The following is a 25144-nucleotide window of genomic DNA, read 5'->3' on the forward strand; positions in this document are numbered from 1 at the left end:
CTGCCGTCCTGATCGCCGCACCGCCAACCCTCTTGGGGAGAACCGTGTCCATCCACGTCATCGGCGTCGTGGCCCTTGTGCTCGTGTTCATCGTGGGCACGGTCCGGCCGGTCAACATCGGCGCGCTCGCATTGGTCGCGACGTTCCTCGTCGGCACACTGGTCGCGGGTGAGAGTCCCGATGAGGTCCTCGCGGGCTTCCCGCCCGACCTGTTCGTCCTTCTGGTCGGGGTGACCTACCTGTTCGGTCTGGCCGCAGTGAACGGCACCCTGGAATGGCTGATCGACCGAGCCATCGGACTGCTCGGAGACCGGCCCGTCCTGGTCCCGTGGCTGATCTTTATCTTCTCCGCGGTCCCGACCACGGCGGGCGCGCTCGGCCCAGCCGGCGTCGCCATGCTGGCCCCGCTGTGCATGCGCCTGGGCGAGCGCTACGGGATCGACCGGCGGATGTCGGCGTTGATGGTCATGCACGGCTCGTGCCTCGGGAACTTCTCACCACTCAACGGCCTCGCGATCATCGTCCGCCAGACCGCCGACAGCAACGGCCTTCAGGTGTCCGCCGCCCAGTTGTTCTTCGGCAATGCGGCATACAACATCGGCCTCGCCGTCATGATCTATCTGTGTTTCGGTGGCCGCGACCTGCTACGCCGACGTCGCGAGCAGTCGACCGGGGCTGCCGCACTCGTGGGCGCGGGCGCTGCCGGGCGACCTGCGGACGGTGCGTCTGCCACGAGTGGCACCATCAAGAGCGAGGTCACGGGCACCGGCCCGACCGGCGCTACGGTCGACGCTCCGACGGAGACATCCCTGATCGCCCCGGAACGCGCCCGGCTGCGCTTCGACCAAGTCGTCACGCTCATCGTCATCGTCGCGGTCGCCGTCGGTGCACTGGTCTTCGACCTGGAGATCGGCTTCCTGGCCCTGATCGCGGCAGCGCTGCTGCACGCGACCTTCCCATCCCGCTTCCAGCTGGCCGACAAGCGGATCGTGTGGACGGTCGTGCTACTGATCTGCGGAGTCGTGACCTTCGTCGGGGCTCTGCAGCGCTACGGCACGATCGACCTGGTCGGCGGCGGTATCGCCTCACTGGGTACACCATTGCTCATCGCGTACCTGCTCTGCCTGGTGGGCGCGTTCACGTCCGCGTTCGGCTCCAGCGCCGGTCTGCTGGGGGTGCTCATCCCGCTCGCGGTGCCGTTCCTCGTCCAGGGCGAGGTAGGCGTAACCGGGATGATCATCGCGCTGTCGATCTCCGCGACCGTCGTGGACTCCACACCGTTCTCGTCGGTGGGAGCACTGACATTGGCCACTGTACCGGAGGAGGAGCGGCGCCCCATGTTCCGCACGATGCTCGGCTGGGGCGCGGCGATGGTGGTGACGGCCCCGGTGATCACGTGGCTCCTGTTCGTCCTGCCCACGAGCTGAGCCGGCCAGACTGAGGGACACCTCCCGCCCGCCGGTGTCGACACCACCGGCTCGTCTCCCCGAAGGGAACCCAGCCATGACCTTGGCCGAAACTCGCCGAACCGCCGTCGACCGTCGCTTCGACGTCCTGCTCGGCGGCCGTCCGATGGTCGGCGCGGCCCGTTACGAGGTGGAGGACCCGACGACCGGTGGCCGGCTGACCGACGCTCCGGATTGCTCGGCCGAGGAGGTGGACCGGATCGTCCTGGCTGCCGCCGAGGCGCAGCGCGCCTGGGGGGCGACGCCGCCCAGGGCCCGCGCGGCGAAGGTACGCGAGTTCGCAGCTTTGCTGCGGGCACACACCGAGGAGCTTGCCACTCTCGACGCACTCGACGCCGGTTTCCCGCTATCTGTGATGCGCGCCGACGTCGACGCGGCGGCGACCCTGCTGGACATCATGGCCGACAACGCACTGGCCCTGGGTGGGGCGACCTACCCCCTCTCGGAGAACCTGCATTACAGCGTGCAGCAGCCCTACGGTGTGGTGGGCCGCATCGTCCCGTTCAACCACCCGCTGATGTTCGCTGCCGGCAAGGTGGCCGCTCCCCTGGTGGCGGGCAACGCCATCGTCCTCAAAGCCCCTGATCAGTCACCGTTGTCGTCACTTCGGATGGCTGAGCTGGCTGCCGAGGTGTTCGGGCCGGACCTGTGCGCGGTCGTGTCGGGTCGCGGTGCCGTCAGCGGGCGGGCACTGGTCCGGCATCCGCTGATTCGCAGGATCGGTTTCATCGGGGCGCCCGACACCGGGCGGTTGATCCAGCACGAGGCCGCAGAGTCCGGCGTGAAGTACGTGAGCCTGGAGCTCGGGGGTAAGAACGCCCTGATCGTCATGCCCGACGCCGACCTCGACGCCGCAGCCGCGAGCGCCGTCTCCGGGATGAATTTCACCGCCACCGCCGGGCAGTCCTGCGGCTCGACCAGCCGTCTGCTGTTGCACGAGTCGATCGCCGACGAGGTGCTGGCCTCGGTCGTCGCGCAGGTGCATGCCATCCGGGTTGGGCACCCGCTGACCGAGGGCACCCAGATGGGCCCGGTGATCGACCGCCGGCAGTACGACAAGTCGATCGCGGCGATCCACGCCGGGGTCGCGGCCGGCGCAGAGGTGCTCGTCGGCGGTGGACGGCCGGACACCGTCGGCAACGATGGCTGGTACGTCGCCCCGACCGTGCTCACCCGCGTGGCTCCCGACAATCCCGCCGCGACAGAGGAGATCTTCGGCCCGGTTCTCTCGGTACTCACGTTCGCCGACGAGGACGAGGCGTTGGAGATCGCCAACGGTACCGAGTACGGGCTCACCGCCGGAGTGTGGACGAGCGACGTCACCCGGGCTCACCGAATGGCCGCGCAGCTGCAGGCGGGCTACGTCTGGGTCAACGGCAGCTCCCGTCACTACTGGGGTCTGCCGTTCGGTGGGGTCAAGTCGTCCGGCGTCGGACGCGAGGAGTCCGTCGAGGAGCTTCTGTCCTACACCGAGACCAAGGCTGTGACGGTCGTCCTGGAGCAGTGAGCCGCTTGACGACCACGGCGAGCACTTGCTCTACTGGACAGAGGAGTTTTCTTCTTTCCAGAAGACACGAGGGTGTCCGTCGGAAACCCGAGGGGACGGATCGATGACCGACCAGACCGAAGTTCTCGCCGCCGTGGAGCGCGGGATGATCCCGGCGCACGTCTACAACGACCGCGAGATCTTCGAGCTCGAGAAGGAGCGGGTCTTCTCCCGCGCATGGGTCTTCGTCGGCCACGAGTCCGAGATCGCCCGGCCCGGTGACTACGTGGTCCGCCGGGTGCTGGAGGACTCGTTCATCGTCACTCGCGACGAGAAGGGTGAGATCCGGGCGCACTTCAACATGTGCCTGCACCGCGGCATGCAGGTCTGCCGCGCCGAGATGGGCAACGCCTCACATTTCCGTTGCCCCTACCACGGCTGGTCCTACCGCAATGACGGCCGGATCGTCGGGCTGCCGTTCCACCAGGATGCCTACGGCGGCGAGGCCGGGTTCAAGCGCAAGGGTCAGCGGCTGCTGCCCGCTCCCAACCTGGCCACTTACAACGGCATGATCTTCCTGAGCATGGACCCGCACGCTCCTCCGCTGGAGGAGTTCCTTGGTGACTTCCGGTTCTACCTGGACTACTACACCAAGCAGAGCGCCAGTGGAATCGAGCTGCGCGGCCCGCAGCGCTGGCGGGTCAAGGCCAACTGGAAGATCGGCGCGGAGAACTTCGCCGGCGACATGTACCACACACCACAGACCCACACCTCGGTCGTGGAGATCGGCCTGTTCCGCGAGCCCAAGGCCGAGAAGCGCAAGGACGGCGCCACCTACTGGGCCGGGGCCGGCGGCGGCACGACCTACAAGCTCCCGCCGGGCCCCCTGGACGAGCGGCTGCGCTACGTCGGCTACCCCCAGGAGATGGTCGACCGGATGACGCAGCAGTGGTCGCAGGATCAGCGCGACGTCGTCGGGACCGACGGCTTCATGGTCAGTGCGGCGTCCGTCTACCCGAACCTGTCGTTCGTACACAACTGGCCCCGGGTGGCCGAGTCGGACGACGTGCTGCCGTTCATCTCGATCCGGCAGTGGCAGCCGATCAGCGAGGACGAGACCGAGGTGCTGTCCTGGTTCGCCGTGGACGCCGAGGCGCCGGAGGAGTTCAAGGCGCTGTCCTACAAGGCGTATCTGATGTGCTTCGGCTCGACCGGCATGTTCGAGCAGGACGACGTGGAGAACTGGGTCTCGCTGACCAACACCGCCGCAGGCTCGATGGCACGACGGCTGCAGCTCAACAGCCGGATGGGGATCCTGGAGGACGATTCCGAGGTCGTTCCGGAGCTGACCGCCGAGCAGTTCCACGGCCCGGGCTCGGCCCGCACCGGCTACAGCGAGTACAACCAGCGGGCGCTGCTTCGCCGCTGGGCCGGCGACCTGGCGACCCCGGTGGCGGCCGCCGGCACCCTCACCGTCGGTGAGCCGGAGGCGGTGACCCAGGTATGAGCAACCCAACCTTCACCGACCGGCCGGGCCCCGGGGGCCCGACGACGCATTCGTCCCGGTCCACCCTCGGCGTGCGCGCCTCCCGCATGCAGCGTGTGGGTGCCACACTGCCCTTCGGCGACGAGCGACACCTGTTGGCCCATCAGTGGCTGGTCGACGAGGCGTGGCTGCTCGACGCCCAGTCCTACAGCGAGTGGCTCGACCTGCTCACCGACGACATCCACTATTTGATGCCGGTCCGGGTCAGCACGGCGCTCGGCGCCGGCTACGACACCTCGCCCGGGATGGCCCACTTCGACGAAGACAAGTATTCGCTCTCCCGCCGGGTCGCCCGCTTCCTCACCGAGCACGCCTGGACCGAGGACCCGCCCTCGCGACTGCGCCACCACCTGAGCAACGTACGCACGTTCGCCGCAGACGATCCCGACCACCTCGTCGTGGAGTCCGCGACCCTGTTGTTCCGCAGCCGCGGCGACGTCCGCGAGGGCTCGTTCGTCTCAGCCGGGCGTGAGGACCTGCTCCGGTCCACCCCCGAGGGCTGGAAGCTGGCCCGCCGCACGATCATGGTCGACGACTCGGTCATGCGGATGCAGAACCTGGCGATCTTCCTATGACGCTGCGCTGGGAGGGAGAGGAGGCCGACGCGCGCGCCGCGCGCCGCGCCGCAGCCGAGCACGCCGAGCTGCTGGAGAACTCCGCCGGCGAGCCGATCACGGTAGCCAACGAGTTCGCCGAGATCCGAGTGCGGCTGGTCCGGACCCGCAACGGCGCACGACTGCTGGTCGAGTCGCCCAAGTCCGGCCAGTGGGTCTCCCTGTGCCCGCTCGAGCTCGAGTCGCTGACCTGGCAGAACACCGCCACGTTCTCCGCAATGATCGGCACGCCGTTCGCCCCGTTGATCCCCGACGAGGACGAGCCGGAACCGCCCGCACCGCAGGGGGCCGACTCGTGACCGGGTGGTTGGCGGGTCGGCGCGCGCTGGTCGTCGGCGCCGGCTCGGGCATCGGCCGGGCTGTCGTCGACGCGTTCCTGGCCGAGGGCGCGCGGGTCGCCGTGCTCGAGCGAGACACCGAGAAGTCGGCCGCTCTGACGGCGGCACGGCCCGAGGTTCCGGTCACCGTCGGTGACGCGACGAGCCGGCAGGACAACGACCGCGCCGTCGCAGCCGCGGTGGAGACCTTCGGCGGGCTGGACGTCCTGGTCAACTGCGTCGGGGTGTTCGACTTCTACCGCAGCATCACCGAGGTCGACGCCGACGTCCTGGACACCGCGTTCGACGAGATGTTCCGGACCAACGTCCTGAGCCACCTGCACTCGGTCAAGGCCGCGCTGAACCACCTGCAGGAGTCCGGGCGCGGCGTCGTACTGCTCACCGAGTCGACGTCGTCGTACTCCCCCGGCCGCGGCGGGATCCTCTACATGTCCTCCAAGTTCGCTGTCCGCGGGCTGGTCACCGCGCTCGCCCACGACCTCGCGCCCGAGGTGCGGGTCAACGGCGTCGCACCCGGCGGCACCGTGGGCACCGACCTGCGGGGGCTACCGAGCCTGGGCACCGCCGACCGCAGCCTCGGTGACACTTCCGGTCGGGCGCAGGAGCTGGCAGCCCGGGTACCGCTGCAGGTGGCTCTGTCCGGGGAGGACCACGCCTGGAGCTACGTCTTCCTCGCCTCCGAACGCGCACGCGGCATCACCGGCGGGGTGGTGCACCCGGACGGCGGAATCGGCGTCTCCGCTCCGAGGAAACGTTCGTGACGAACCCGACCCATCCACAAGGAGGGACAGCCATGGCCCGGCTACTGGCCGACTTCGAGGCATGTCAGGGATACGGCAACTGCATCACCAGTGCCCCCGACGTCTACGACATCGACGACGACGGCACGGTTGTGCTGCTCAAGGACGAGATCGCCGAACAGGACCGCCCGCGCGTGGAGGAGGCGGCCCGCAGCTGCCCGGTCGACGCACTGAGCATCGAGGACTGATGACCCGGACCACGGGCACCGTCGTCGTGGTCGGCGGCTCCATCGGCGGCGTGCGTACCGCGCAGGCTCTGCGCGCCGAAGGGTTCACTGGCCGGATCGTGCTGGTGGGACGGGAGGCCGAGCTCCCCTACGACAAGCCGCCATTGTCCAAGCAGCTGCTGATCGGGGCCTGGGGCACCGAGCGAATCACGCTGCTCGACGCCGACACCGCCGAGCAGAGCGGCATCGAGCTGTGCCTGGGAGTCGGCGCCGTACGGCTCGACGTCGCCGGCCGGCGGGTCGTACTCGACGACGGCACCGAGCTGGGCTTCGGTGCCGTGGTGCTCGCCACCGGAGCCAGGGCCCGGCCCTCCCCCTGGGATGCGGAGTCGGGCGTGCATGTCCTCCGGTCGCTCGCCGACGCCACGGCACTGCGCCGCGACCTCGCCGCCACCGGCTCGCTGGTGGTCATCGGCGGCGGGTTCATCGGCGCCGAGGTGGCAGCGGCCGCCCGTGCGCTGGGCCGAGAGGTCGTTGTCGTCGATCCGCTGCCGGCACCGATCGCCCGGGTCGTCGGCAGCTCCGTGGCGGAGCGCTTCACGGAGCTGCACCACCGGCACGGAGTGGGTACCCACTTCGGCGTGGGTGTCGAAGGCGTTCGGGGCGGCGCCGGGGATCTGCGGGTGCGACTCACCGACGGCACCGAGCTCTGCGCGGGCACGGTGGTGGTCGGGATCGGCGCGACGCCCGAGGACGCCTGGCTACGGGATTCCGGCCTGCTGATCGACGACGGCGTGGTGTGCGACGAGCACGGCCGCGCGGCGGACTCGCCCGACGTCTACGCCGTGGGCGACGTGGCCCGCTGGTACCACACCGGCCACGAGGAGCATGTGCGCGTCGAACACTGGACCAACGCCGTCGAGCAGGCCGCCATCGTCGCGCACAACATCGTGCACCCCGCCGCCCCGCGCGAACACCAACCGGTCGAGTACGTGTGGAGCGACCAGTACGACTGGAAGGTGCAGATCGTCGGGCGGCCCGGCGCGGGAATCCGGCACGAACTGCTCGGCGACCTGTCCGGCGCGCAGGCGCGCGGCGCGGCGGTCTACACCGACGACAGCGGGCTGCTGCGCGGCGCGGTCACGGTGAACTGGCCGAAGGCGCTGGTCACCTGCCGCAGACTGGTTGCCGCCACAGCCACGTTCGACGACGCCCTGGCCCAGCTCGCGCAGCTCCCGGCCCGTCGCCCGGCGAGCACACCATGACCGACCCGAGCACGGAGCTGGCACCACTGCGCCGGCAGGTCGCCGACGCCTGCCGGGTCCTCGCCGCGCGTGAGCTGGCCCCCGGCTATCTCGGCCACGTCAGCCTGCGGATCGACGCGCAGCGGGTGCTGGTGCGCTGCCGCGGGCCCCACGAGCGCGGCCTCGCCCGCACATCGCCGCAGGACATTCACCTGGTCACGCTCGACGGAGCACCAGGTGCACCCGGCGAGTTGCAGGGGTGGAGTCCGCCGAACGAGCTGCCACTGCACACCGAGGTGCTCCGGACCCGCCCAGCGGTCGACGCCGTGGTGCACGCACACCCGGAGGCGGTGGTCGCCGCCGACCTCGCCGGGCTGGGTATCCGCCCGATCGTCGGCGCATTCGACATGCCCGGCGCCAAGCTGGCACACGCCGGCGTACCGGTGTACCCACGCGCGGTGCTGGTCCGGAACCGGGCCCTCGCCGCGGAGATGGTGGCCGCCATGGGCAGTCGTCCGGTGGTCGTGCTCCGGGGGCACGGGCTGACAAGCACTGGGGCCGCCGTTCCGGAAGCGGTACTGAACGCGGTATCGGTCGACCGGATCGCGCGGCTGTCGCTGACCGTCGTCTCCGCGGGAGGGCGATTACAGGACCTGCCCGAGACGGACATGGCCGAGCTGCCCGATCTCGGCGGGGCGTTCAACCACGACACGGCCTGGCGGCACGAGCTCGCGCGGTTGGCCTGACATGCGTGAATACACAGGTTCGGGCCCGGCATCCACCCGTGTCGGGTACTACTCTCTGCACAGCAGACATCGCGTATGGTCGTGTCATGGACGGGGTCGAGGGGTTTCCGCCCACACCGGAGTACGGCGAGACACCGCGATATCCGATCGAGTCGGTCGACAACGCATTGCGGATCCTGCTGCTGCTCGGCGAGCGGCCACGGTTGCGACTCACCGACGTCAGCCAGTACCTCGACGTCGCCTCCTCGACCGCGCACCGGCTGCTGATGATGCTGCAGTACCGCGGGTTCGTCCGGCAGGAGGCCACCACCCGCGGCTACGTCCCGGGACCGACCCTGGACGGGCTGGCCTTCGGCGTACTTCGACGGCTCGACGTGCGCACCCGTGCGCGCCCGGTACTGGAGAAGCTCAACACCGACCTGAACGAGACAGTGCATCTGGGCCGCCTCGAAGGCAGCGACGTGCACTTCATCGACTCGATCGAGAGCGGCCGAGCGCTACGCGTCGGGGGCCGGCTGGGCCGAACGATGCCGGCGCACTGCACCTCCAACGGCAAGGCGATGCTGGCCACGCTCACCGAGGCGGAGCTGTTCCGGATCTTCCCCGACGAGGAGCTGACCCAACTGACCCTGAACTCCGTGAGCACCCGCACCGATCTGCTACGGGAACTCGCCGAAATCCGCAGCCGTGGGTTCGCGACCAGCCAGGAGGAGAGCGAGGAGGGCGTGAGCTCGCTCGCGGTCGCCCTGTCCTCCACTTCGACACCACTCGCCGTGACGGCCTCCGCCCCGGTCAGCCGCATGTCGGCCACAACCCGCAAGGCCGTCCTTGCGCAGCTGTTCGCCGCAGCCGAGGAGCTCGACAAGCTCCTGCTCTAGCGCTCCACATCGTGGGGCGATCAACGTCCACACGATCGGAGACCGCACCAGCATGACCCTCCAGCCAGCAACCGCCACCACGACCGAACTCCGCGAGCTGGTCGCGACGTCATGTCGAGTGCTCGCCGCCACCGGCCATCACGACCTGATCTGGGGCCACGCCTCCGTACGCGACCCGCAGGATTGCGGCGTCTGGCTCAAGGCAGCGGAGTGGGGCCTCGACGAGGTCACCCCCGAGCGGGTGCACCTCGTCGATCCGTCCGGGGCCGTGCTGGACGGCGACGGAGCCCGGCACAGCGAGTTCCCGATTCACACCGAGATCATGGCGGCTCGCCCGGACGTTGGCGCGGTCGTGCACACCCACCCGCCGCACGCCGTCGCCCTGGCTGCCAGCGGGCAGGAGCTCCGGCCGGTCAGTCACGCAGCCAACTACTTCGTGCCGCCGACGGTTCCGCGGTTCACCGACACCGCCGACCTCGTACTCACCTCGGATCTGGGCCGCTCGGTGGCTCACACCCTCGGTGACGCCCGGGCGGTGTTCCTGGTCAACCACGGCATCGTGGCCGTAGGGGAATCGCTTCCGGCGGCTACCGTCGCCGCGGTACTGCTCGAGCAGGCCTGCGAGCAGCAACTTCGGACTCACGCAGCCGGTGGATGGCCCACCTGGTCGCCTCCCGAGGAGGCGCTGGCCAAGCGCGAGCACATCTACAACAAGCGCGCCGTCGACGCCGCGTGGTCCTATCTCGTCCGCCAGCTTCCGCTGGCCGGATGAGTCTCAGGCAGCACCGCGGGAGCGCCAGAACCGGGGTAGAGGCGTCGAAGTCGATGCGCGGGTACGCCGGGTCAGCATCGCTTTCTGGGCGCGGAGCATAGTGATTGTGTGATCGAGCTGTTCGACCTTGTCGACGAGTTGGTCAGGTCGTCCTCGAGCTTGTCTGCCGACGTACCGACCACCGAAGGCCGCGCGAGCCGCGAGGACGTAGTGGTAGTCACGCCCCGCCGAGGTGAACGCCGCCGGCTGCCCCCTGGACGTGCTCCCGTTGCCACGTGCAGCAGTGGTGCCGTCGACGCTCCACCGCCCTCGCCGGAAGCAGCGCCCCCCATCCCCGCTGCGCTGGAGTTCGCCACCGAACGCGAGCTCGGCGAGCAGGCCCGGCTGTTTGGACGACCGAGGATTGCGCCATTTGGCGTCGCCGCCAATTTCGCCCGCGAGCCCCCGTCTTCGTCGGTCGCTGACCGCCGGGCAGCCACCACATCGGCGACGAGACTCGGTGCGACGCGGCGACCACGTTTGAAACGGACCGTCGAACACGAACTGAGCTTTCCCTCGCCGGAGTCCGGGTTACCTGTGATCGTCGTGCTGGGCGCGATGGTAGGTGTCTTCGTACTCGTCGGGCGAGAGCCCGCCGAGCCTGGCCTGGATCCGGCGCGGGTTGTACCAACCGTCGAGGTAGCGGATCAGGGCGTGCTTGGCCTCGGCGCGGGTGGCGAACGTGGTGCCCGGCCAGTACATGAGCTCGATCTTGATCGTGGACCACAGGTTCTCGGCGAGAGTCGTAACTGTCGCCTGTGGACCCCGTCGACCGGAAACTCGGAGTCGACGACCTCACCGAGCGGGCAGAGTTCTCGACGCCCTTCCTCCAGGCGCGCAACGGGGAGGCGGCAACAGCTCTCCTCGCACCAGCCGTCGCCGAGCTGACAAACCTGCAGGCTCTCGAGGCCTTCGAGACCGCAGGACTGGCCTGCGCTCCCCGGCTCGGACTACGGACGCTCCTCGACGAACCACGTGTCGACGCCGGCCCACTCCTCGTCGACGTGGACGTGGCGGGGCAGCCGGCCGCGCAGATGCTCGGCCACCCCGTCCACATGTCGCGTAGTCGCGCACAGACCAGGCGAGGGATCCCTGCCCTCGGCCAGGACACCGAGACCGTGCTCGCCGAGCTCGGGTTCACCCCCGGTGAGATCCGCGCGCTGGCCGGGGCCGGCGCGATCCGCCCGGACGCGGACAGGGAGATCCGCGCCGCCGCGAACTACGTCTGATCGAGCTCGGAGGCACCGTTGAGGTGGGCTGATGATCGGGTCGTGGGTGGACAACGAACCAACGGGCCCGCACTCGTGCAACGGCGCTACTTCTTGCTCTCGCCCGCGTCGACGAGCAGCTCGAGTCCGGTCACGAAGCGGGCCTCGTCGGACAGCAGCCAGAGCGCGGCGGCGGTCGAGTCCGTGATCTCGATGTTGTGCGGGATCAGCTGGGAGTCGCGGAACTGCTGCAGCAGCTGCTCTTTGGCGACGCCGCCGAGCTGCACCATCGCATCCGTCATCGTGGTGTCGATGGCCGCCGGGTGGAGGCTGTTGCAGCGGATGTCCTCGGGACCCAACTCCTTGGCCAACGCACCGGCCAGCGCCCGCACACCGGCCTTGGCAGCCGTGTAGTGGCTCAGCCAGCCGTAGAACTTGATGGACGCGATCGACCCGACGAGGACGAGCGCCGAACCGGCGCCACGGCGGCGGAGGTGGGGCACGGTGGCCTTGCAGGTGTAGAAGACACCGCTGAGGTTGATGTCGATCATCGTCTGCCAGTTATCCGCCGAAAGCTCCCATACGGGCCGGAAGCCGTCGCTGATGCCGGCGTTGGCGATCACGTGGTCGATGCCGCCGAGGGCGGCGGCGGTCTCGTCGGCGGCCGCCTGCAATCCGGCGTGATCGCGGACGTCGACCTCGAACGCGAGGGCGCGGCGCCCCAGCGCCTCGACCTCCTGGCGCGTGGCCTCGAGATCGCCTGCGCTCGACACCGGGTAGGCGGGGTTCTCGACGGTGCCCGCCGACCCGATGTCGACCAGGGCGAGGTCGGCGCCTTCCTCGGCCAGCCGCAGCGCGTGGTTGCGGCCCTGGCCCCGGGCAGCGCCCGTCACGAACACGACCTTGCCGTCGAACCGTCCCATGCTCATCTCCTTCACGGTGGTGTCAGCCATATGTGGTGCTCAGGTATTGGTCGACCTCGGCCCGGGTGACCAGCGGGTAGTCGAGCGGAATCCGCTCGGGCAGCGGCTCGCCGGTACAGGCTTTCGCTGCTGCGACCACACCCGCGGAGACGGCCACCGGGTAGACCACGGTGGCCTCGTAGCTGCCGTCGGCGACCCGTTCGATCCCCTGTTGTTGGCCGTCGATGCCCGAGATCCGGACCGTCCCCTCGCGGTGCGCGGCCTTGATCGCCTGGATGGCGCCGAGGGACATGACGTCACCGTGCGAGATGATCCAGTCCAGCTCGCCGCTCCCATACTTGGCGAGCAGGTTGCGGGTGGCTTGGTAGCCCTGGGTGATGTCGTAGTTGCCGTTGACGTCGTCGACGACCTCGATGCCCGGGTAACGGGCCAGGGTGCGGGCGATCCCGGTGGTCCGGTCGATCGTCGGCGACGCGCCGGGCGTCCCGCTCAGGATCGCCACCCGCCCGCGGCCGCCGAGCTGCTCGGCGGCGTGCTCGGCGATCCGATCACCCAGCTCGACGTCGGGGGCCTTGATCGTGGAAAGCACTGGTGCGTTCACCGAGCGGTCCACGGCGATCACTTCGGCGCCGCGCTCCATGGCCCGCCGCGCCGCCGGGGCGAGGGCGTCCGCGACGACGGCGTCGAGTACCACGACGTCGGCGCCCGCGTTCACGACGGTGTCGAGCTGCGAAGTCTGGGTGGTGACGCTGTTCTCGCCGTTGAGCACGGACAACCGCATTCCCGGGTACGCAGCCGCCACGCGCTGGGCTGCGAGCGCCTGCGCTGCCCCGTACGGGAACGATGTGGCCGGGTTGAGGAACGCCACCTGACAACTCACCTGCTCCGACGGGGTCTCCGATGCCAGCGCGGCGCGGCACTGCTCGCCGCAGAACACCCCCAGCGGCTGTGCGGCCGACACCCCGACCTGTGGTTCTCGCACCGCGCAGGCGCTGGTCAGCGACGCGGTGACCAGCAGGCCGATCAGCGCGCGCCGTGCCTTCATCGCAGCGCCCCGGCCGTCGCCCGGCGCAGCACCGTGCCGACCACGGTGCGGATCTCGCCGGAGGCGATCAGGACCGCCGCGATGATCACGACGCCCTGGACGATCTGGGCCTGATAGGGCGAGATGCCGAGCAGAACGAGCACGTTGGCGATCACCGCCAGCACGAAGGCGCCGACGACGGCACCCAGCAGGCTGCCGCGACCGCCGAACAGGCTGATCCCGCCGATCACCACCGCGGCGATCGCCTGCAGGTTCGTCAGGCCGCCCGCGGTCGGCTCGCCGGACTGGACGAGCGAGGCGGTCATCATCCCGGCGAGTCCGGCGCACGCCCCGGCGATGACGTAGACGGCGAGGAGGACGCGCTTGACGCGGATGCCGGACAGCCGTGCGGCCTCCCGGCTGCCGCCCACGGCGTAGATGTAGCGGCCGAACGGCAGGTAGGTGAGGGTGAGCCAACCGATCAGAGCGGTGGCTGCGAAGACGACGAACTGCCCGGGGACGGCGCCGATCCCGCCAATGCCGAAAAAGTCCACCAGCGCGTTCTCGCGGGTGAACACCACCCCGGAGCCGCCGGAGATCGTGAGCGCGAGCCCGCCGCCGATCGCCAGCGTCGCCAGGGTCATCACGAACGGCTGGATGCCGAGCACCGTGACGCCGACGCCGTTGACCAGCCCGAAAAGCCCGCCGACGAGCACGGCCAGCAGCAACGCCAGCGGTGCCGGCACGTCGCCGAGCACGGTGATCCCGAAGACGACGCCGGACACGGCGAGGATCGAGCCCACCGACAGGTCGATGCCGCCGGTCAGTACGACGAACGCCATTCCGACGCTGACGACGCCGATGATGGAGACTTGCTGCAGGACGTTGAGCAGGTTCCCGAGACTCAGGAAGTCGGGTACGAGCAACCCGAGCAGCGCGAGGAGTAGGGCCGGCAGGCCGATGCGCGGGACCATGCGGGCAAGCGGGCCGGAGCGGGACCGGCGGTCCGGCCCCGGCGCCTCGCCGTCTCCCTCGGTCAGTACAGCCGTACTCACGATCAGACCACCTCCGTGGGTTCCTGGGTGCCACGTCCGCCGTCCGTGGCCGTGCCGACCGCCAGCGCGACGATCTCCTGCTCGTCGAAGTCCGGGCCGGTGACGACCCCGCCCTGCCGGCCCCGATGCAGGACGACGATCCGGTCGCAGAGGCGGGTCAGCTCGGAGATCTCCGAGGAGCTGACCACCAAGCATGCGCCGGCGTCGGCCAGATCGGAGATCACGTCGTGGATGGCGGACTTGGCGGCGACGTCCACTCCTCGCGTCGGCTCGTCGAGCACGAGGACCGACACGTCGGCGGCGAGCCATTTGGCCAGGCAGACCTTCTGCTGGTTGCCGCCGGACAGTCCGCCGACGGGGCCGTGGGTGCCCCGGTGCGAGAGCTTGACCCGCAACCGGTCGACCAATGAGGCGGCGACCCGTTGCGCCGACCCCGCAGACGCGACTCGCTTGCGTGTCCGGACCAGCTGCGGCAGAGCGATGTTCTCCTGGACGGACATGCTCAGGATGAGCCCGTCCGTCTTTCGTTCGGCGGGCACGAAGCCGATGCCGTGGGCGAGTGCCTGCGCGGGGGACCGCAGCGTGACCTCGGATCCGTGGATCCGCATCCGGCCGCCGGCGATCGGCAACGCCCCGGCGAGGGCACGGCAGAGTTCGCCGCGGCCGGACCCGCGCAGGCCGGCGATGCCGACCACCTCGCCCGCCCGGGCCGTGAAGCTGATGTCTGCGACGCCGGCGACGTCGATCGACTCGAGGGCCACGGCCTCATCGCCTGGGCTGCGCTCGCCCCGCACGCGCCGCATCTCTCGGGCCGTGGACCGGGCCGGACGGCCGGCCATCAGACCGACGAGGTCATGCTCGGTCGCCCCGGCGAGCGAGCCCTTCCCAACTAGCCTCCCGTCTCGGAGCACCACGTACCGTCGCGCCACCGCGAGTACCTCGGACAGTCGGTGGGAGACAAAGACCACGGCCGTGCCGCTGGCACGCAGCAGCTCGATGATGGCGAAGATCCGCTGCACATCGTGCGGGTCGAGGGCCGCCGTCGGTTCGTCGAGGATCAGGACCTTCGGCGAACGACGGGAGGCCTTGGCGATCTCCACCAGGTAGCGCTCGGCAAGCTCCAGATCGGCGACCCGCACCGCAGGGTCGACGTCCACGCCGAGCGAGTCCAGCAGCTCGCGGGCCTGCTGATGCACCGCGCTCCACGAGACCAGCCCGACACGGCGCGGATAGTCGCCGAGAAGGATGTTCTCGGCCACGGTCAGGAACGGGTAGAGACTGAGCTCCTGGTAGACGGCGACGACACCCCGGCGCGCCGCCGTGAGCGGGTCGCCGGGGCGCAGCGGCGCGCCGTCCAGCTCCACGGTCCCGACGTCCTGCTGCTCTGCCCCGGACACCATCTTCAGCAGGGTCGACTTGCCGGCCCCGTTCTCCCCGAGCAGCCCCACGACCTCGCCGGGCACCAGCTCGAGCGAGACGTCGTCGATGGCCCGGGTCGCCCCGTACACCTTGGTCAGACCCCGCGCGCTCAGAACGGGCGGGACGCTGGTCCTTCTGCCGTGTCCTTGGGTCATGTCGTCGCCCCACTTCTTCGTTGAAGCCGTTGGTCCGTGCCGGGCCGAGGTCAGTTCGCCGGTGGCGGCGCGGTGGACTGCCGCAGGCGTAGTTGCCCGGGCAGGATCCGGCGCAGGGGCGCGGCCTCCCGGGATTCGATGCGCGTCAGCACCTGGGCCACCGCTGCATCCGCGATCGCCTCGATCGGCTGCTGGACGGTCGACAGCCGCGGTGTCGTCATGGCCGCGAGCGGAATGTCGTCGAATCCGATGACCGACACATCCTCCGGGCAGCGCAGGCCCCATTCGGTGCAGGCGCTCAGCACCCCTGCCGCCTGCTGGTCGCTGCAGGCGAAGATCGCCGTCGGTCGGGGGTCTTGTGCGAGCAGCGCATGCGCCGACTCCAACCCTCGCTGCCGGTCGAGGCTTTCCACCTGCACGTAGCTCGCCGGCACGATCCCGAGTCGGCGCAGCGCCGGCTCCGCTACCGCGCGGTATCCGGCAAGCCGCTGGCGGAACACCGACACCGTCGGCGGCCCGGCGATACACGCGATCCGCCGGTGGCCGAGCTCGAGCAGGTGCCCGACCGCGGCCGCCGCCCCGGTCTCGTGATCGCAGGACACCAGGTCGTAGCCCTGCAGCTCGCGGTCGATAGCCACCAGACCGAGTCGGCGCGGAACATCGACGGCCTGCACATCCTCGGAGGGGCAGAAGATCAGCCCGTCGACGCCGCGGTCGGCGAACCTCGAGAGGTAGGCGCCTTCGATGTCCCGCGAGCCCGACGAGTTGCCGACGAGCACCGCGAATCCGGCGTCCGCCGCGGCACGCTCGGTCTGTTTGACCAGCTCGGTGAAGAACGGCGCTGTGAGGTCGGGCAGGACGATGCCCAGAGTCCCGGTGCACTGACGGCGCATGATTCTGGCGAGCACGTTCGGCTCGTACTCGAGCTCCCGGATGGCATCCTCTACCTTCCGGCGCAGGTCGGGCGACACATCGGTGTGGTCGTTGATCACCCGGGACACTGTCCCGAGCGATACCCCTGCCACCCGCGCGACATCTCTCATGGTCGGCATGCCGTTCACACTGCTCGATCGGGGGCCGTGGCCTCGGGCCGGATCTCCTCGAGCCGGTCCGCGACCGACTCCGCGAGCAGGTCGAGCATGTCCAGGTCGTCGGGCAGCAGATGCTGCAGCGAGAACCCGGCGGCCCCGGCCTCGATTAGGCCTGTCAGATGCTCCAGTACTCGCTCCGGTGTACCGAGCGCCCAGGTGTCGGACCGTTGCTCGAGCCACTCGTCGAACGGGCGGTCCCCGATGCGGACGTGCAGCCGCTCGGCCCGCCGCCGGAACTCGGCCTCGTCGGCGCCGATGACGCAGACCGCGGTCACGGTGAGCGGGATCGGGTCGCGTCCGGCGGCGGCGCAGGCCTCGTCCAGCGCAGCGCGCAGCGCTCGGAAGCTCGCAGGCGTAGGGAACGGTGTGTTCATCTCGTCGGCGTAGCGCGCGGCCAGGCCTGCGCTGCGCCGGCGGCCGCTCCCTCCCAGCACGACCCGCGGGACCGGATCGGGCTTCGCGGCGAAGACCGCTTCCTTCAGCTGCTCGAACTCGCCGTCGAAGCTGAACCGGGGGGTGCCGGGGTCCCAGAGGCCACGCAGCACCCGCAGGTGCTCCTCGAGCCGGCGGAATCGCGCCCCGAGGTCGTCGAAGGGGAAGCCGAACATCGTGTGCTCGGCCTCCAGCCATCCTGTGCCGAGCCCGACGTGCACCCGGGTGCGGCCGTCCACCGCGCCGGCCATCTGCCCCACGGTGGCGATGACCTTGGCCAGATTCGCCGCCGGGCGGAACGTCACCGGGCTGACCATGGTGCCGATGGTGATCCGCTCGGTGTCTCGCGCAAGACCCGCGAGCGTGGCCCAGGCGTCAGTGGACGCCAGCCCCTCACCGCCCCACACCGGGGCGTAGTGGTCGCTGCGGTAGAGGCCGGCGAAGCCGAGGGCCTCCACGCGGCGCGCCACCGCCAGGACATCCTGGTACGTCTCGCCCTCCTGTGGCTCGAGCGTGATGGAGAACGGCATCTGTTCTGCTCCGATCATCCGAACGGCACCCCGCACCGGATCAGGACGTTGGCGTAGGGCGTCGCCTCGCCGGTCCGAACGACGGCGGACGCCTGTGCACTCTGTCGCTTGAGCTCCTGGTGCGACATCTGCTCGAGGTCACAGTCGGGGAACGCGGCGCGCACCGCCGCCACGGTCTCGGGGGTGGCGTCCTCGGCCTCGACGGCGACCACGACCTGCTCGACCACGAGCTCGTCGGCGACCGTCTGCACCACGTCCGCGAACCTCGGTGCGCCCAGTCGGTAGGCCAGGTCGATGCGCGCCACACCGGGCGGCACCGGGAGTCCTGCGTCGGCGATCACGAGGACGTCCCGGTGCCCGAGGCCCGCGAGCACGCGGGCGAGCTCGGGGTGGATGATCCCGCCGCGCCTCACCACACGCCCCCTGCCATCCGGTCCGACGCCGTCGCCGTGACCGGCTCGACCGCGGTGCCATCGGTTGCGCTTCGCCGGGCCGCGTCCAGGACCGCCAGCACGGCCAGCGCGTCGGTCACCGGTACCGGGTTCGGCCCGTCCCCCTTCAGGTGGGCGAGCAGGTCTCGGTAGAAGCCGGTCCAGTCGCCCACGGTCGTCTCGACCGGCTCTGCGGCGACCCCGTTGTGCAGCCGTCCCCACCGTTGACGCGGCTCGGCCCCGCTGACGCCGGGTTCGGGAAGCTCGTCGGCGAGCAGCCGCTCCTCCTGGACGTCCTTGCCGCGCTTCACGTAGACGGCACGGTCTCCGGTCACGTGAAACCGCAGGCCCGGTTCGGCCTGCGACGCGGAGGCGGACAGGTGCGAGCGGACGCCGCAGACGTGTTCGAGAGCGAGGAACACGTCGTCCTCGGAGGCCCGGCCGTTGGCACGGGTGTCGAGCTCGGCGTAGACGCGGCGGACCGGGCCGAACAGCTCGAGCGCCTGGTCGACCAGGTGGCTGCCGAGGTCCAGCAGCAGCCCGCCGCCGGTACCGGCAGCCTCGTCCCGCCACCCGGTCGGGCCGGGAGCCCACCGGTCGAACCGCGACGTGAACCGGTGCACCTCGCCCAGCGCGCCGTCGTCGACCAGCCCGCGGACGGTGCCGAAGTCGCCGTCCCAGCGTCGATTGTGGAACACACTGACGACGACGCCGGCCTGTTCGGCGGCCTGAAGGATGCGCTGTCCGTCCTCCAGCGTCGTGGCCAGCGGCTTGTCCACCACCACCGGGAGCCCGTGGTCCAGTGCCTGCAGGGTGAGCTCGAGATGGGAGCTGTTGGGGACGGCGATCACGGCGAGGTCGAACCCGCCGTGCGCGAACGCGGCCTCGGCGGTCTCGAACAGCCGGGCGCCGGGGTTGCGGCTCCCGGCCAGCGCCCTGCGGTCCGGATCGCGAGTGACGATGCCCGCGACGGCCAGGCCGGGCGTGGCCCGCAGCAGCGGGTCGTGGATCCACCCGCCGGCGAAGCCATAGCCGAGAAGTAGGGCACGTAGGTCCGCGGGCTCAGGCATGCTGTGGCTCCGCCGCATCCTCGGCCAACAGGTACCGGACCCGGCCGTCGACGACCTCGTGGGTCAACGGCACCGGCCGCCCAGTGGTGAAGGCACGATCGCAGGCCTGCGCGAGGGTGAACGCGGCCAGTGCGTCCCACCCGGTCACGCCCACCGGCTGCGAGCCGCGCACCGACTCGACGAACGCCTCCAGCTCCGCTCGGTAGGCTTCGGAGAACCGCTCCAGGAAGTCCGTGACGTGGTCGGTGCGGCTGGCCGCCTCGCTCAGCACCTCGACGTTCGTGCGCTGCGACCCGCCGATGCGTACCGCCGCCGTGGAGCCGACGACCTCGGTGGACGCCTCGTAGCCGTAGCCGGCGATGCGGCTGTTGTCGATCAGCCCGAGCGCGCCGTTGGCGAAGCGCACGACGATCGCGGCGTGGTCCACGGTGCCGAGCGCCGCATACTCCGGGTCGGAGACGCTGGCGCCGAACACCGAGACCTCGACGATCTCGCCGACCAGGAAGCGCGCCAAGTCGAGGTCGTGGATCGTGACGTCGACGAAGAAGCTGCCCGACTGCCGGATGTATGGCATCGGCTGTGGAAGCATGTCCCGCAACGACGTCCGGAAGCTGTAGACCTCGCCGAGTTCGCCTCGCGCGGTCAGACCCTGCGCCCGGCGGGTGTCCGGATCGAACCGCCGGTGCATCCCCACCTGCAGTGCGACGCTGTGCCGGTCGACCGCCTCGAGAGCATCGAGCGTCGCCTGCTCGGTGAGGCCCAGTGGTTTCTCGCAGAAGACTGCCTTCCCGGCGACGGCGCACGCGCGCACCATGTCCGGGTGCGTCGGGGTAGGGCTCGCCACCACCACGGCCTCGACGTCGTCGGTCCAGAGCGTGTCCGTGTCGGTCGACCAGGCCACGCCCAGGCGCTCGCCCATCGCTCGCGCCTTGTCCTCGTCGACATCGATCACGCGGACCAGCTCTGCATGGGGCACGCGCCCGGCCAGGTTCTCCGCGTGCAGCGCTCCGATCCGGCCCAGGCCCGCCACCGCGATCCGTACCCGACCATCCCGACTGCGCGTAGTGCTCATCTCTGCCCTCCTCGTTCCGGTCCCGCTACCGCCGTCGCTCACGCCGTCGCATCCCTGAGTTCGGTCAGCCGCTTCACGAACAGTTCGACGAAGCGCGGGCCATCGACGTCCACGGCCACGTCCACGTGGCCACCCTCGTCGGAGCGCAGGTCGGCGATCGTCTGCCCATTCGTGTACTCGCCGCGGGTTTCTACCCGGACCTTCGTCCTGCGGGTGCGCACGAGCGACGGGTCGATGACCGAGCCGACCGCCACGGGGTCGTAGAGGATGCAGCTGTTCTGTCCCGTGGTCCACGCGAACCGCGGCTCGTCGATGTAGGTCTTGCACATCTGGTGCAGGAACTCGGCGAACGCGGTCTCCTTGTTCACCAGCTCCAGAAGCTGGTCCTCGGTGAGAACCGTGCCCTTGCTCGGGTTGGTGACGTCGAGCCCGCAGACCGTCATCGGAATGCCCGACTCGAACACGATTCGCGCAGCGTCCGGGTCGTGCCAGATGTTGTACTCGGCGCTTGGCGTGATGTTGCCGCGCCCGAACCCGGTGTCGAAGCCGAAAGCGCCGCCCATGATCGTGATGGCCTTGGTCTTCGAGACGAACGTCGGCTCCTTGAGAATCGCCGTGGCCACATTGGTCAGCGGGCCGACAGCGATGATCCGCACCTGATGCGGGTTCTCGAGGACGGTCCGGACGAGGAAGTCGACGCCGTGCTCGGCGACCCGACCGTGCTCGACCCGGTCACCGTCCACCGGCCCGATTCGCTGTTCCTGCGCGGCGTACTCAGCCACCGACTCGTCATGTAGCCGGCCGTTGAGCGCAACCGACATCCCACGGGCGACCGGCACGTCCAGTCGCCCGACGGCCTCGAGCACCCGCAGCGCCGACTCCGTGGACCGCTCCACGGTGACGTTGCCGAAGACCGTGGTCACGCCGCGGAGCTCGAGCTCCGGGCTGGCGAGGATCAGCAGGAGGGCGAGCGGATCGTCGGCGTCGAGGCGTGGCCCGATTCCGGGGTCAGTGTCAAGGACAACCATTTCCGCACGGTCGGTCGGCACGGACTTCCTCCTTGCGAGGTGAGCGGGACCGGGCTGCCGATGCACCGCCCTGTCGGGCTGTCCCGACGAGGGTGAGCAGCAGGGCCCGACGGTGAATGGAACGCGTCGACCGGTCATTGGCATGAACAGTCTCATGAACAGTTTCATCAGACTGTAGGGCGCGCTCCGTGAGAGGTCAACGGGCGGTGGCCATCGTGTTGGTCGGCTCCAAGGGTCGGGTGTTGATCGACCGCGAGCTCTGCCTGTGGCTTCCTGGACCGAGGACCGGCGACCGCTGCACCCGCGGAAGTCCCGCCCGAGGTGGGGTCCGCGACCAAGCCGCAACTCGGGACCACGATGCTCGACCGCGCGCACACCGCCGCCAAGCCGACATCCTCGCCACGACGCCGGCCGGGCCCGTGACCCGGACATCGGCCGGGTGGGAACGACGGTCGGGCCCGGCGCGCACGGCGAACGGATCTACGAGTGGACCAACGTCGCGCTCGACCCGACCGGACTGCCCGACGGATGGGCGCACTCGATGTCGGTGCGCCGCCGGACCGAACCCGAACCCGGCAAGACGGTGCACGAGCCGGCGTCCTACCGCTGCGCCGCACCACCGCGACACCGTTGCGCGAGCCGGTCCGGGTCGTCGGGGCGCGGTGGGCGCTCGAGGAGTGCTTCCAGACCGCGAAGAACGAAGCCGGCCTCGGCCACTGCTGCTCGCCGACTCGAGCCTGCCGATCGCGGTCGTTGCACATGTCGGCGATCTTCAGCTACGAGTGGAAAGTACGTTGTAGACGACGATCGACCGGCAGTGATCCACTGCACGCCCATCGCTGCGGTACGGGTGCACTACCGGTATGGCGGGTGACGCCGGATGATTCCACCCCGACCATCCGACGAACGGACTTCGTCAGGGAGGATGCCGTGATCGCTCGCGTTGCTGTGTGGACTCCGATGCCCGACGACGACCGTCAGTGGGTCATCGATGCGGCGAGATCTGTGCCGGGAGTCCTCGATGCGTATCACCTGGTTGGCCCGGAGACGGGCAACGGGTTGTCGATCGCCTTCTTCGAGGATGATGTGGAGGTCAGTGCGGTGAAGGCCGCCATTTCGGCGAAGGCTCAGGCCATCGCTGGCATGACGAGCCGCGCCCGGCCCCTGACTCCGAGACGATCTATCGGGTCATCCGTCACGGGTAGCAGCCGCCCGTTCTCGTGGGTGTCCGCACCGGTGTTCGTCGCCGGTGGCTTCTCGGCTGCTCCGGTCGACAGCGCTGGCGGAGATGACTTACCCGGGCGCGGCACGGTGGTCGGTTCAGCCAGTCACGCGACCAAGGTGGCGGCGGTGCCGCGCTGCAGCAGGGACCAGTCGAAACCGAGGGGTGGAACGACGGTCGCGTGACGGCAGGCGCGGGCGTGCCACCACGGTGGTCGCGGTTATCGCGACTCGCGCTGTTCGAGGTGGTCGAGCAGGGTCGAGGCGGCAAGTTTGCCGAGTTCGTTGGCGGCCAGCGGGCTGTCGCCGCTGACGAGCTGCCGGTCGCGCAGCACGTGGCCGGCCATGTCGTCGTTGGTCACGGTCACGCCCTGCTCGCGCAGCTTCTGGGCGGCCAGCCAGTTCATCGGGCCGGGGATGTAGCCGATGTCGATGTTGGCGCCGGTGTCCAGGGCGTCCGGGAACACGCAGATCCGGTAGCCCTGGAACGGGGAGGTGTCGCGGCCGCGACCGGCGGAGACCAGCGCGGCGGGGCCGTGGCAGAGCGTGATGATAAACCGGTCGGGGGCCAGGGCCCAGTCGAGGACAGCGCGGATGTCGTCGCTCTCGCCGAGGCCGATCATGGCTCCGTGCCCACCGGGGATGAACACCGCGAGGTAGTCCGAGTCCGGTCCGAGCGCGTCCTGGATGACGTCGGAGAGCTTGAGCGGGTCCTGGAACTGGGGCGCGAACGTGTCGTAGGCCTGCTGGACGGCCTCGTCCTCGGCGGGCATGGCCCAGTGCTCGAACTTGACCGCGTTGCCCGAGACGGTGCTGATGTCGATACCGAACCCGGTCTCGTGCAGGTGCATCATCGGCAGCAGCGTCTCGACGGGGTGGTTGCCGGTGGAGAACAGCCGCCCGTTGCCCATCGGCAGGTATCGCTCGTCGACCCCGACGACCAGGATCTTCCAGCGGCCGCCGGTGTAGGCGCCCTTGTGCTCGACCCCGTCGAAGTCGGTGCGCGGCGGCACGTACTGCCCGAGCGAGTACGGCGACGGAAAGTAGGCGTCGCGCTCGGCGCGATCCGGCGTCGGCTCCGTGGACTCCGCGGTCTGCGCGTCCTGGCTCGATGTGCTCACGGTGGCTCCGATCCTGGTTGTGCTCCGGCGTTGGTATGTCTGCGCGATCAGAGGTCGTTCTCGGTTCCCGCGTGCGCTGCGGGTAGCTCTCGTGCCTGGCGGGCGAGCCGACTGAGCAGGGTGCGGAACTGCGCCTGCTCGGTCGCGTCCAAGGCGGCGAGTACCCCGCGTTCGGCGGCCGACACTGCGCCTTCGACCTCGGCGAACACGGTCCGGCCGTGTTCGGTGGCCTCGACCTTGCGCGCGCGGCGATCGTTGTCGGCGGGCCGGCGTTCGACCAGGCCCGCCTCGACGAGATCGTCGATGACGTAGGGCAACACGGTGCGGTCGATACCCAGGTACTCGGCGAGCGCGAGCTGATTGGGTAGCTCCTTGAAGATCACGGCGTAGAGCAGCTGATAGCCCCGTGCTCCACGAGGCAGCCCGTCCACGGTCGGTTCGACCGCCGCGCGGTAGTGACGCTGCAACATCCCGATCGACCACCCGAGATCGCAGTCCGGTTCCCCGACCTCGTCTCGACGCACAACATATACGTTGCCACGCCACTCATATGTCATGCAACTCGAATGTGCAGCAAACTATATGTCGACTGCGGCGCGTCCTCAACGACCGCTTCTCGACGGAGTCGTTCAGCCGGCAGATGCCTTGATCACCCGGCCCAGTACCCCGCGCAGCTCCTCGAGGTCGGCGAGCGGGATGCCGAGCCGCTCGATGATCGGGGCTACCCGATCAGCCACGCGGCGGTCGAGGACGGCCGAGGAGACCCAGGAGCACTACGAGCGCCGTTGGCGTGTCGGACTCACCTCCCGAACACTTGACCACCTGTGCATATTCGGATGGTTTCGGTAGTCTCGCGGCTTGTCGATCACTGTCCGGGAGAGGCCGACCGTGCTGGCGGAGTCGAGCGCCGCGCGACGGCTGACCCGTCGCGGTTTTCTGGGCGCGGCCCTCGGTTCTGCCGCCCTCACCGTGGCTAAGTGCGCCTCGGGGGCGAGCAGCGGTGGCGCGGCGAGCGCGGGGCTTTCCGCGGTGGACCTCGCCGGGGAGACGGTCGCACTCGCGGGTCCGGCACAACGGGTGGTCACGATCCCGATCCCGGCGGCGTCGATGATCCTTGCGGTCAACGGGGGTCCCGAGGTCCTGGCGGGGATAAACGCCTCGGCCCACACGGCGATCGAGGGTGGTTACCTGGGTGAGGTGTTCCCGGAGTTGCTCGCCCGGCCTGCGACGTGGCCGGCGAGGACTTCAACCCGAGCGTGGAGCGGATC

Annotated in this window: 26 protein-coding genes; 13 read left to right on the forward strand and 13 right to left on the reverse strand. The window is 69.8% G+C overall.

Features of this window, described 5'->3' with window-relative positions; all coding sequences use genetic code 11:
• The first annotated feature begins 44 nt into the window (after window positions 1–44).
• From ACLFMI_RS21290 to ACLFMI_RS21340, 11 genes are all read left to right on the forward strand, one after another.
• On the forward strand, window positions 45–1427 hold the full coding sequence (locus ACLFMI_RS21290) for an SLC13 family permease (protein ID WP_410949685.1): 1383 nt from the start codon (window positions 45–47) through the stop codon (window positions 1425–1427).
• 34 nt (window positions 1428–1461) lie between these two features.
• Entirely contained in the window at window positions 1462–2973 is a 1512-nt protein-coding gene (locus tag ACLFMI_RS21295; protein WP_410949686.1) for an aldehyde dehydrogenase family protein, read from the forward strand.
• Window positions 2974–3076: 103 nt separating this feature from the next.
• A complete protein-coding gene (locus ACLFMI_RS21300; RefSeq protein ID WP_410949687.1) occupies window positions 3077–4459 on the forward strand; it encodes a Rieske 2Fe-2S domain-containing protein in 1383 nt (460 codons plus the stop codon).
• A complete protein-coding gene (locus tag ACLFMI_RS21305) occupies window positions 4456–5073 on the forward strand; it encodes a 3-phenylpropionate/cinnamic acid dioxygenase subunit beta (RefSeq protein ID WP_410949688.1) in 618 nt (205 codons plus the stop codon). Before ACLFMI_RS21300 ends, ACLFMI_RS21305 begins: the two co-directional genes overlap by 4 nt.
• Window positions 5070–5411 (forward strand): hypothetical protein, encoded by a 342-nt coding sequence (locus ACLFMI_RS21310; protein ID WP_410949689.1) that lies wholly within the window; start codon window positions 5070–5072, stop codon window positions 5409–5411. Before ACLFMI_RS21305 ends, ACLFMI_RS21310 begins: the two co-directional genes overlap by 4 nt.
• Complete coding sequence (hcaB, locus tag ACLFMI_RS21315; protein WP_410949690.1) at window positions 5408–6211, forward strand: 3-(cis-5,6-dihydroxycyclohexa-1,3-dien-1-yl)propanoate dehydrogenase; 804 nt, start codon at window positions 5408–5410, stop codon at window positions 6209–6211. The genes ACLFMI_RS21310 and hcaB overlap by 4 nt, the downstream gene beginning before the upstream one ends.
• 32 nt (window positions 6212–6243) lie before the next feature.
• A complete protein-coding gene (locus tag ACLFMI_RS21320; protein WP_410949691.1) occupies window positions 6244–6438 on the forward strand; it encodes a ferredoxin in 195 nt (64 codons plus the stop codon).
• Window positions 6438–7682: an NAD(P)/FAD-dependent oxidoreductase gene (locus tag ACLFMI_RS21325; RefSeq protein ID WP_410949692.1), complete on the forward strand. Its 1245-nt coding sequence runs from the start codon at window positions 6438–6440 to the stop codon at window positions 7680–7682. Before ACLFMI_RS21320 ends, ACLFMI_RS21325 begins: the two co-directional genes overlap by 1 nt.
• Entirely contained in the window at window positions 7679–8407 is a 729-nt protein-coding gene (locus ACLFMI_RS21330; protein WP_410949693.1) for a class II aldolase/adducin family protein, read from the forward strand. Before ACLFMI_RS21325 ends, ACLFMI_RS21330 begins: the two co-directional genes overlap by 4 nt.
• Window positions 8408–8493: 86 nt before the next feature.
• A complete protein-coding gene (locus ACLFMI_RS21335) occupies window positions 8494–9285 on the forward strand; it encodes an IclR family transcriptional regulator (protein ID WP_410949694.1) in 792 nt (263 codons plus the stop codon).
• Between the two features lie 52 nt (window positions 9286–9337).
• Entirely contained in the window at window positions 9338–10057 is a 720-nt protein-coding gene (locus tag ACLFMI_RS21340; protein ID WP_410949695.1) for a class II aldolase/adducin family protein, read from the forward strand.
• A gap of 570 nt (window positions 10058–10627) precedes the next feature.
• Here the strand turns inward: ACLFMI_RS21340 and ACLFMI_RS21345 are convergent.
• On the reverse strand, window positions 10628–10825 hold the full coding sequence (locus ACLFMI_RS21345) for an IS3 family transposase (RefSeq protein WP_410949719.1): 198 nt from the start codon (window positions 10823–10825) through the stop codon (window positions 10628–10630).
• A gap of 29 nt (window positions 10826–10854) precedes the next feature.
• On the opposite strand from ACLFMI_RS21345, the gene ACLFMI_RS21350 reads away from it, so the two are divergent.
• Window positions 10855–11325 (forward strand): CoA transferase, encoded by a 471-nt coding sequence (locus ACLFMI_RS21350; RefSeq protein ID WP_410949696.1) that lies wholly within the window; start codon window positions 10855–10857, stop codon window positions 11323–11325.
• Between the two features lie 86 nt (window positions 11326–11411).
• Here the strand turns inward: ACLFMI_RS21350 and ACLFMI_RS21355 are convergent, their stop codons facing one another.
• The 10 genes from ACLFMI_RS21355 to ACLFMI_RS21400 all read right to left on the reverse strand — a co-directional run bounded on the left by ACLFMI_RS21355 (window position 11412) and on the right by ACLFMI_RS21400 (window position 21555).
• Window positions 11412–12227 (reverse strand): SDR family oxidoreductase, encoded by an 816-nt coding sequence (locus ACLFMI_RS21355; RefSeq protein WP_410949697.1) that lies wholly within the window; start codon window positions 12225–12227, stop codon window positions 11412–11414.
• Window positions 12228–12249: 22 nt separating this feature from the next.
• Complete coding sequence (locus tag ACLFMI_RS21360; RefSeq protein ID WP_410949698.1) at window positions 12250–13272, reverse strand: substrate-binding domain-containing protein; 1023 nt, start codon at window positions 13270–13272, stop codon at window positions 12250–12252.
• Window positions 13269–14306 (reverse strand): ABC transporter permease, encoded by a 1038-nt coding sequence (locus ACLFMI_RS21365; protein ID WP_410949699.1) that lies wholly within the window; start codon window positions 14304–14306, stop codon window positions 13269–13271. The genes ACLFMI_RS21360 and ACLFMI_RS21365 overlap by 4 nt, the downstream gene beginning before the upstream one ends.
• Window positions 14307–14308: 2 nt before the next feature.
• On the reverse strand, window positions 14309–15814 hold the full coding sequence (locus tag ACLFMI_RS21370) for a sugar ABC transporter ATP-binding protein (RefSeq protein WP_410949700.1): 1506 nt from the start codon (window positions 15812–15814) through the stop codon (window positions 14309–14311).
• Between the two features lie 116 nt (window positions 15815–15930).
• Window positions 15931–16932: a LacI family DNA-binding transcriptional regulator gene (locus ACLFMI_RS21375; protein WP_410949720.1), complete on the reverse strand. Its 1002-nt coding sequence runs from the start codon at window positions 16930–16932 to the stop codon at window positions 15931–15933.
• A gap of 5 nt (window positions 16933–16937) precedes the next feature.
• Window positions 16938–17951, reverse strand: a complete 1014-nt coding sequence (locus ACLFMI_RS21380; RefSeq protein WP_410949701.1) for an LLM class flavin-dependent oxidoreductase — start codon at window positions 17949–17951, stop codon at window positions 16938–16940.
• Window positions 17948–18346: a D-ribose pyranase gene (gene rbsD / locus ACLFMI_RS21385; protein ID WP_410949702.1), complete on the reverse strand. Its 399-nt coding sequence runs from the start codon at window positions 18344–18346 to the stop codon at window positions 17948–17950. Before rbsD ends, ACLFMI_RS21380 begins: the two co-directional genes overlap by 4 nt.
• Complete coding sequence (locus ACLFMI_RS21390) at window positions 18343–19434, reverse strand: Gfo/Idh/MocA family protein (protein ID WP_410949703.1); 1092 nt, start codon at window positions 19432–19434, stop codon at window positions 18343–18345. Before ACLFMI_RS21390 ends, rbsD begins: the two co-directional genes overlap by 4 nt.
• Complete coding sequence (locus tag ACLFMI_RS21395) at window positions 19427–20506, reverse strand: Gfo/Idh/MocA family oxidoreductase (protein ID WP_410949704.1); 1080 nt, start codon at window positions 20504–20506, stop codon at window positions 19427–19429. The genes ACLFMI_RS21390 and ACLFMI_RS21395 overlap by 8 nt, the downstream gene beginning before the upstream one ends.
• Window positions 20507–20544: 38 nt before the next feature.
• Window positions 20545–21555 carry a nucleoside hydrolase gene (locus tag ACLFMI_RS21400; protein ID WP_410949705.1) on the reverse strand — a complete coding sequence of 337 codons (1011 nt, stop codon included), beginning with the start codon at window positions 21553–21555 and terminating at the stop codon, window positions 20545–20547.
• A 738-nt stretch (window positions 21556–22293) separates the two neighbouring features.
• Between ACLFMI_RS21400 and ACLFMI_RS21405 the strand changes: the two genes are divergently transcribed.
• Window positions 22294–22941 carry a hypothetical protein gene (locus ACLFMI_RS21405; RefSeq protein ID WP_410949706.1) on the forward strand — a complete coding sequence of 216 codons (648 nt, stop codon included), beginning with the start codon at window positions 22294–22296 and terminating at the stop codon, window positions 22939–22941.
• 35 nt (window positions 22942–22976) lie between these two features.
• Here the strand turns inward: ACLFMI_RS21405 and hchA are convergent, their stop codons facing one another.
• Entirely contained in the window at window positions 22977–23876 is a 900-nt protein-coding gene (hchA, locus tag ACLFMI_RS21410) for a glyoxalase III HchA (protein ID WP_410949707.1), read from the reverse strand.
• 47 nt (window positions 23877–23923) lie between these two features.
• Window positions 23924–24346 (reverse strand): MarR family winged helix-turn-helix transcriptional regulator, encoded by a 423-nt coding sequence (locus ACLFMI_RS21415; RefSeq protein WP_410949708.1) that lies wholly within the window; start codon window positions 24344–24346, stop codon window positions 23924–23926.
• Between the last annotated feature and the right edge of the window lie 798 nt (window positions 24347–25144).

The sequence above is a fragment of the Pseudonocardia nantongensis genome, from assembly GCF_046546495.1.
GTDB lineage: Bacteria > Actinomycetota > Actinomycetes > Mycobacteriales > Pseudonocardiaceae > Pseudonocardia > Pseudonocardia nantongensis.

Excerpts from the sequence above, each read along its gene's own strand:
- ACLFMI_RS21300 (WP_410949687.1), top strand. The coding sequence starts at position 3,077 with ATGACCGACCAGACCGAAGTTCTCGCCGCCGTGGAGCGCGGGATGATC.
- ACLFMI_RS21305 (WP_410949688.1), top strand. The coding sequence starts at position 4,456 with ATGAGCAACCCAACCTTCACCGACCGGCCGGGCCCCGGGGGCCCGACG.
- ACLFMI_RS21310 (WP_410949689.1), top strand. The coding sequence starts at position 5,070 with ATGACGCTGCGCTGGGAGGGAGAGGAGGCCGACGCGCGCGCCGCGCGC.
- ACLFMI_RS21320 (WP_410949691.1), top strand. The coding sequence starts at position 6,244 with ATGGCCCGGCTACTGGCCGACTTCGAGGCATGTCAGGGATACGGCAAC.
- ACLFMI_RS21325 (WP_410949692.1), top strand. The coding sequence starts at position 6,438 with ATGACCCGGACCACGGGCACCGTCGTCGTGGTCGGCGGCTCCATCGGC.
- ACLFMI_RS21330 (WP_410949693.1), top strand. The coding sequence starts at position 7,679 with ATGACCGACCCGAGCACGGAGCTGGCACCACTGCGCCGGCAGGTCGCC.
- ACLFMI_RS21335 (WP_410949694.1), top strand. The coding sequence starts at position 8,494 with ATGGACGGGGTCGAGGGGTTTCCGCCCACACCGGAGTACGGCGAGACA.
- ACLFMI_RS21340 (WP_410949695.1), top strand. The coding sequence starts at position 9,338 with ATGACCCTCCAGCCAGCAACCGCCACCACGACCGAACTCCGCGAGCTG.
- ACLFMI_RS21355 (WP_410949697.1), bottom strand. The coding sequence starts at position 12,227 with ATGGGACGGTTCGACGGCAAGGTCGTGTTCGTGACGGGCGCTGCCCGG.
- ACLFMI_RS21360 (WP_410949698.1), bottom strand. The coding sequence starts at position 13,272 with ATGAAGGCACGGCGCGCGCTGATCGGCCTGCTGGTCACCGCGTCGCTG.
- ACLFMI_RS21375 (WP_410949720.1), bottom strand. The coding sequence starts at position 16,932 with ATGCCGACCATGAGAGATGTCGCGCGGGTGGCAGGGGTATCGCTCGGG.
- ACLFMI_RS21380 (WP_410949701.1), bottom strand. The coding sequence starts at position 17,951 with ATGATCGGAGCAGAACAGATGCCGTTCTCCATCACGCTCGAGCCACAG.
- ACLFMI_RS21390 (WP_410949703.1), bottom strand. The coding sequence starts at position 19,434 with ATGCCTGAGCCCGCGGACCTACGTGCCCTACTTCTCGGCTATGGCTTC.
- ACLFMI_RS21395 (WP_410949704.1), bottom strand. The coding sequence starts at position 20,506 with ATGAGCACTACGCGCAGTCGGGATGGTCGGGTACGGATCGCGGTGGCG.
- ACLFMI_RS21405 (WP_410949706.1), top strand. The coding sequence starts at position 22,294 with ATGTCGGCGATCTTCAGCTACGAGTGGAAAGTACGTTGTAGACGACGA.
- ACLFMI_RS21415 (WP_410949708.1), bottom strand. The coding sequence starts at position 24,346 with ATGTTGCAGCGTCACTACCGCGCGGCGGTCGAACCGACCGTGGACGGG.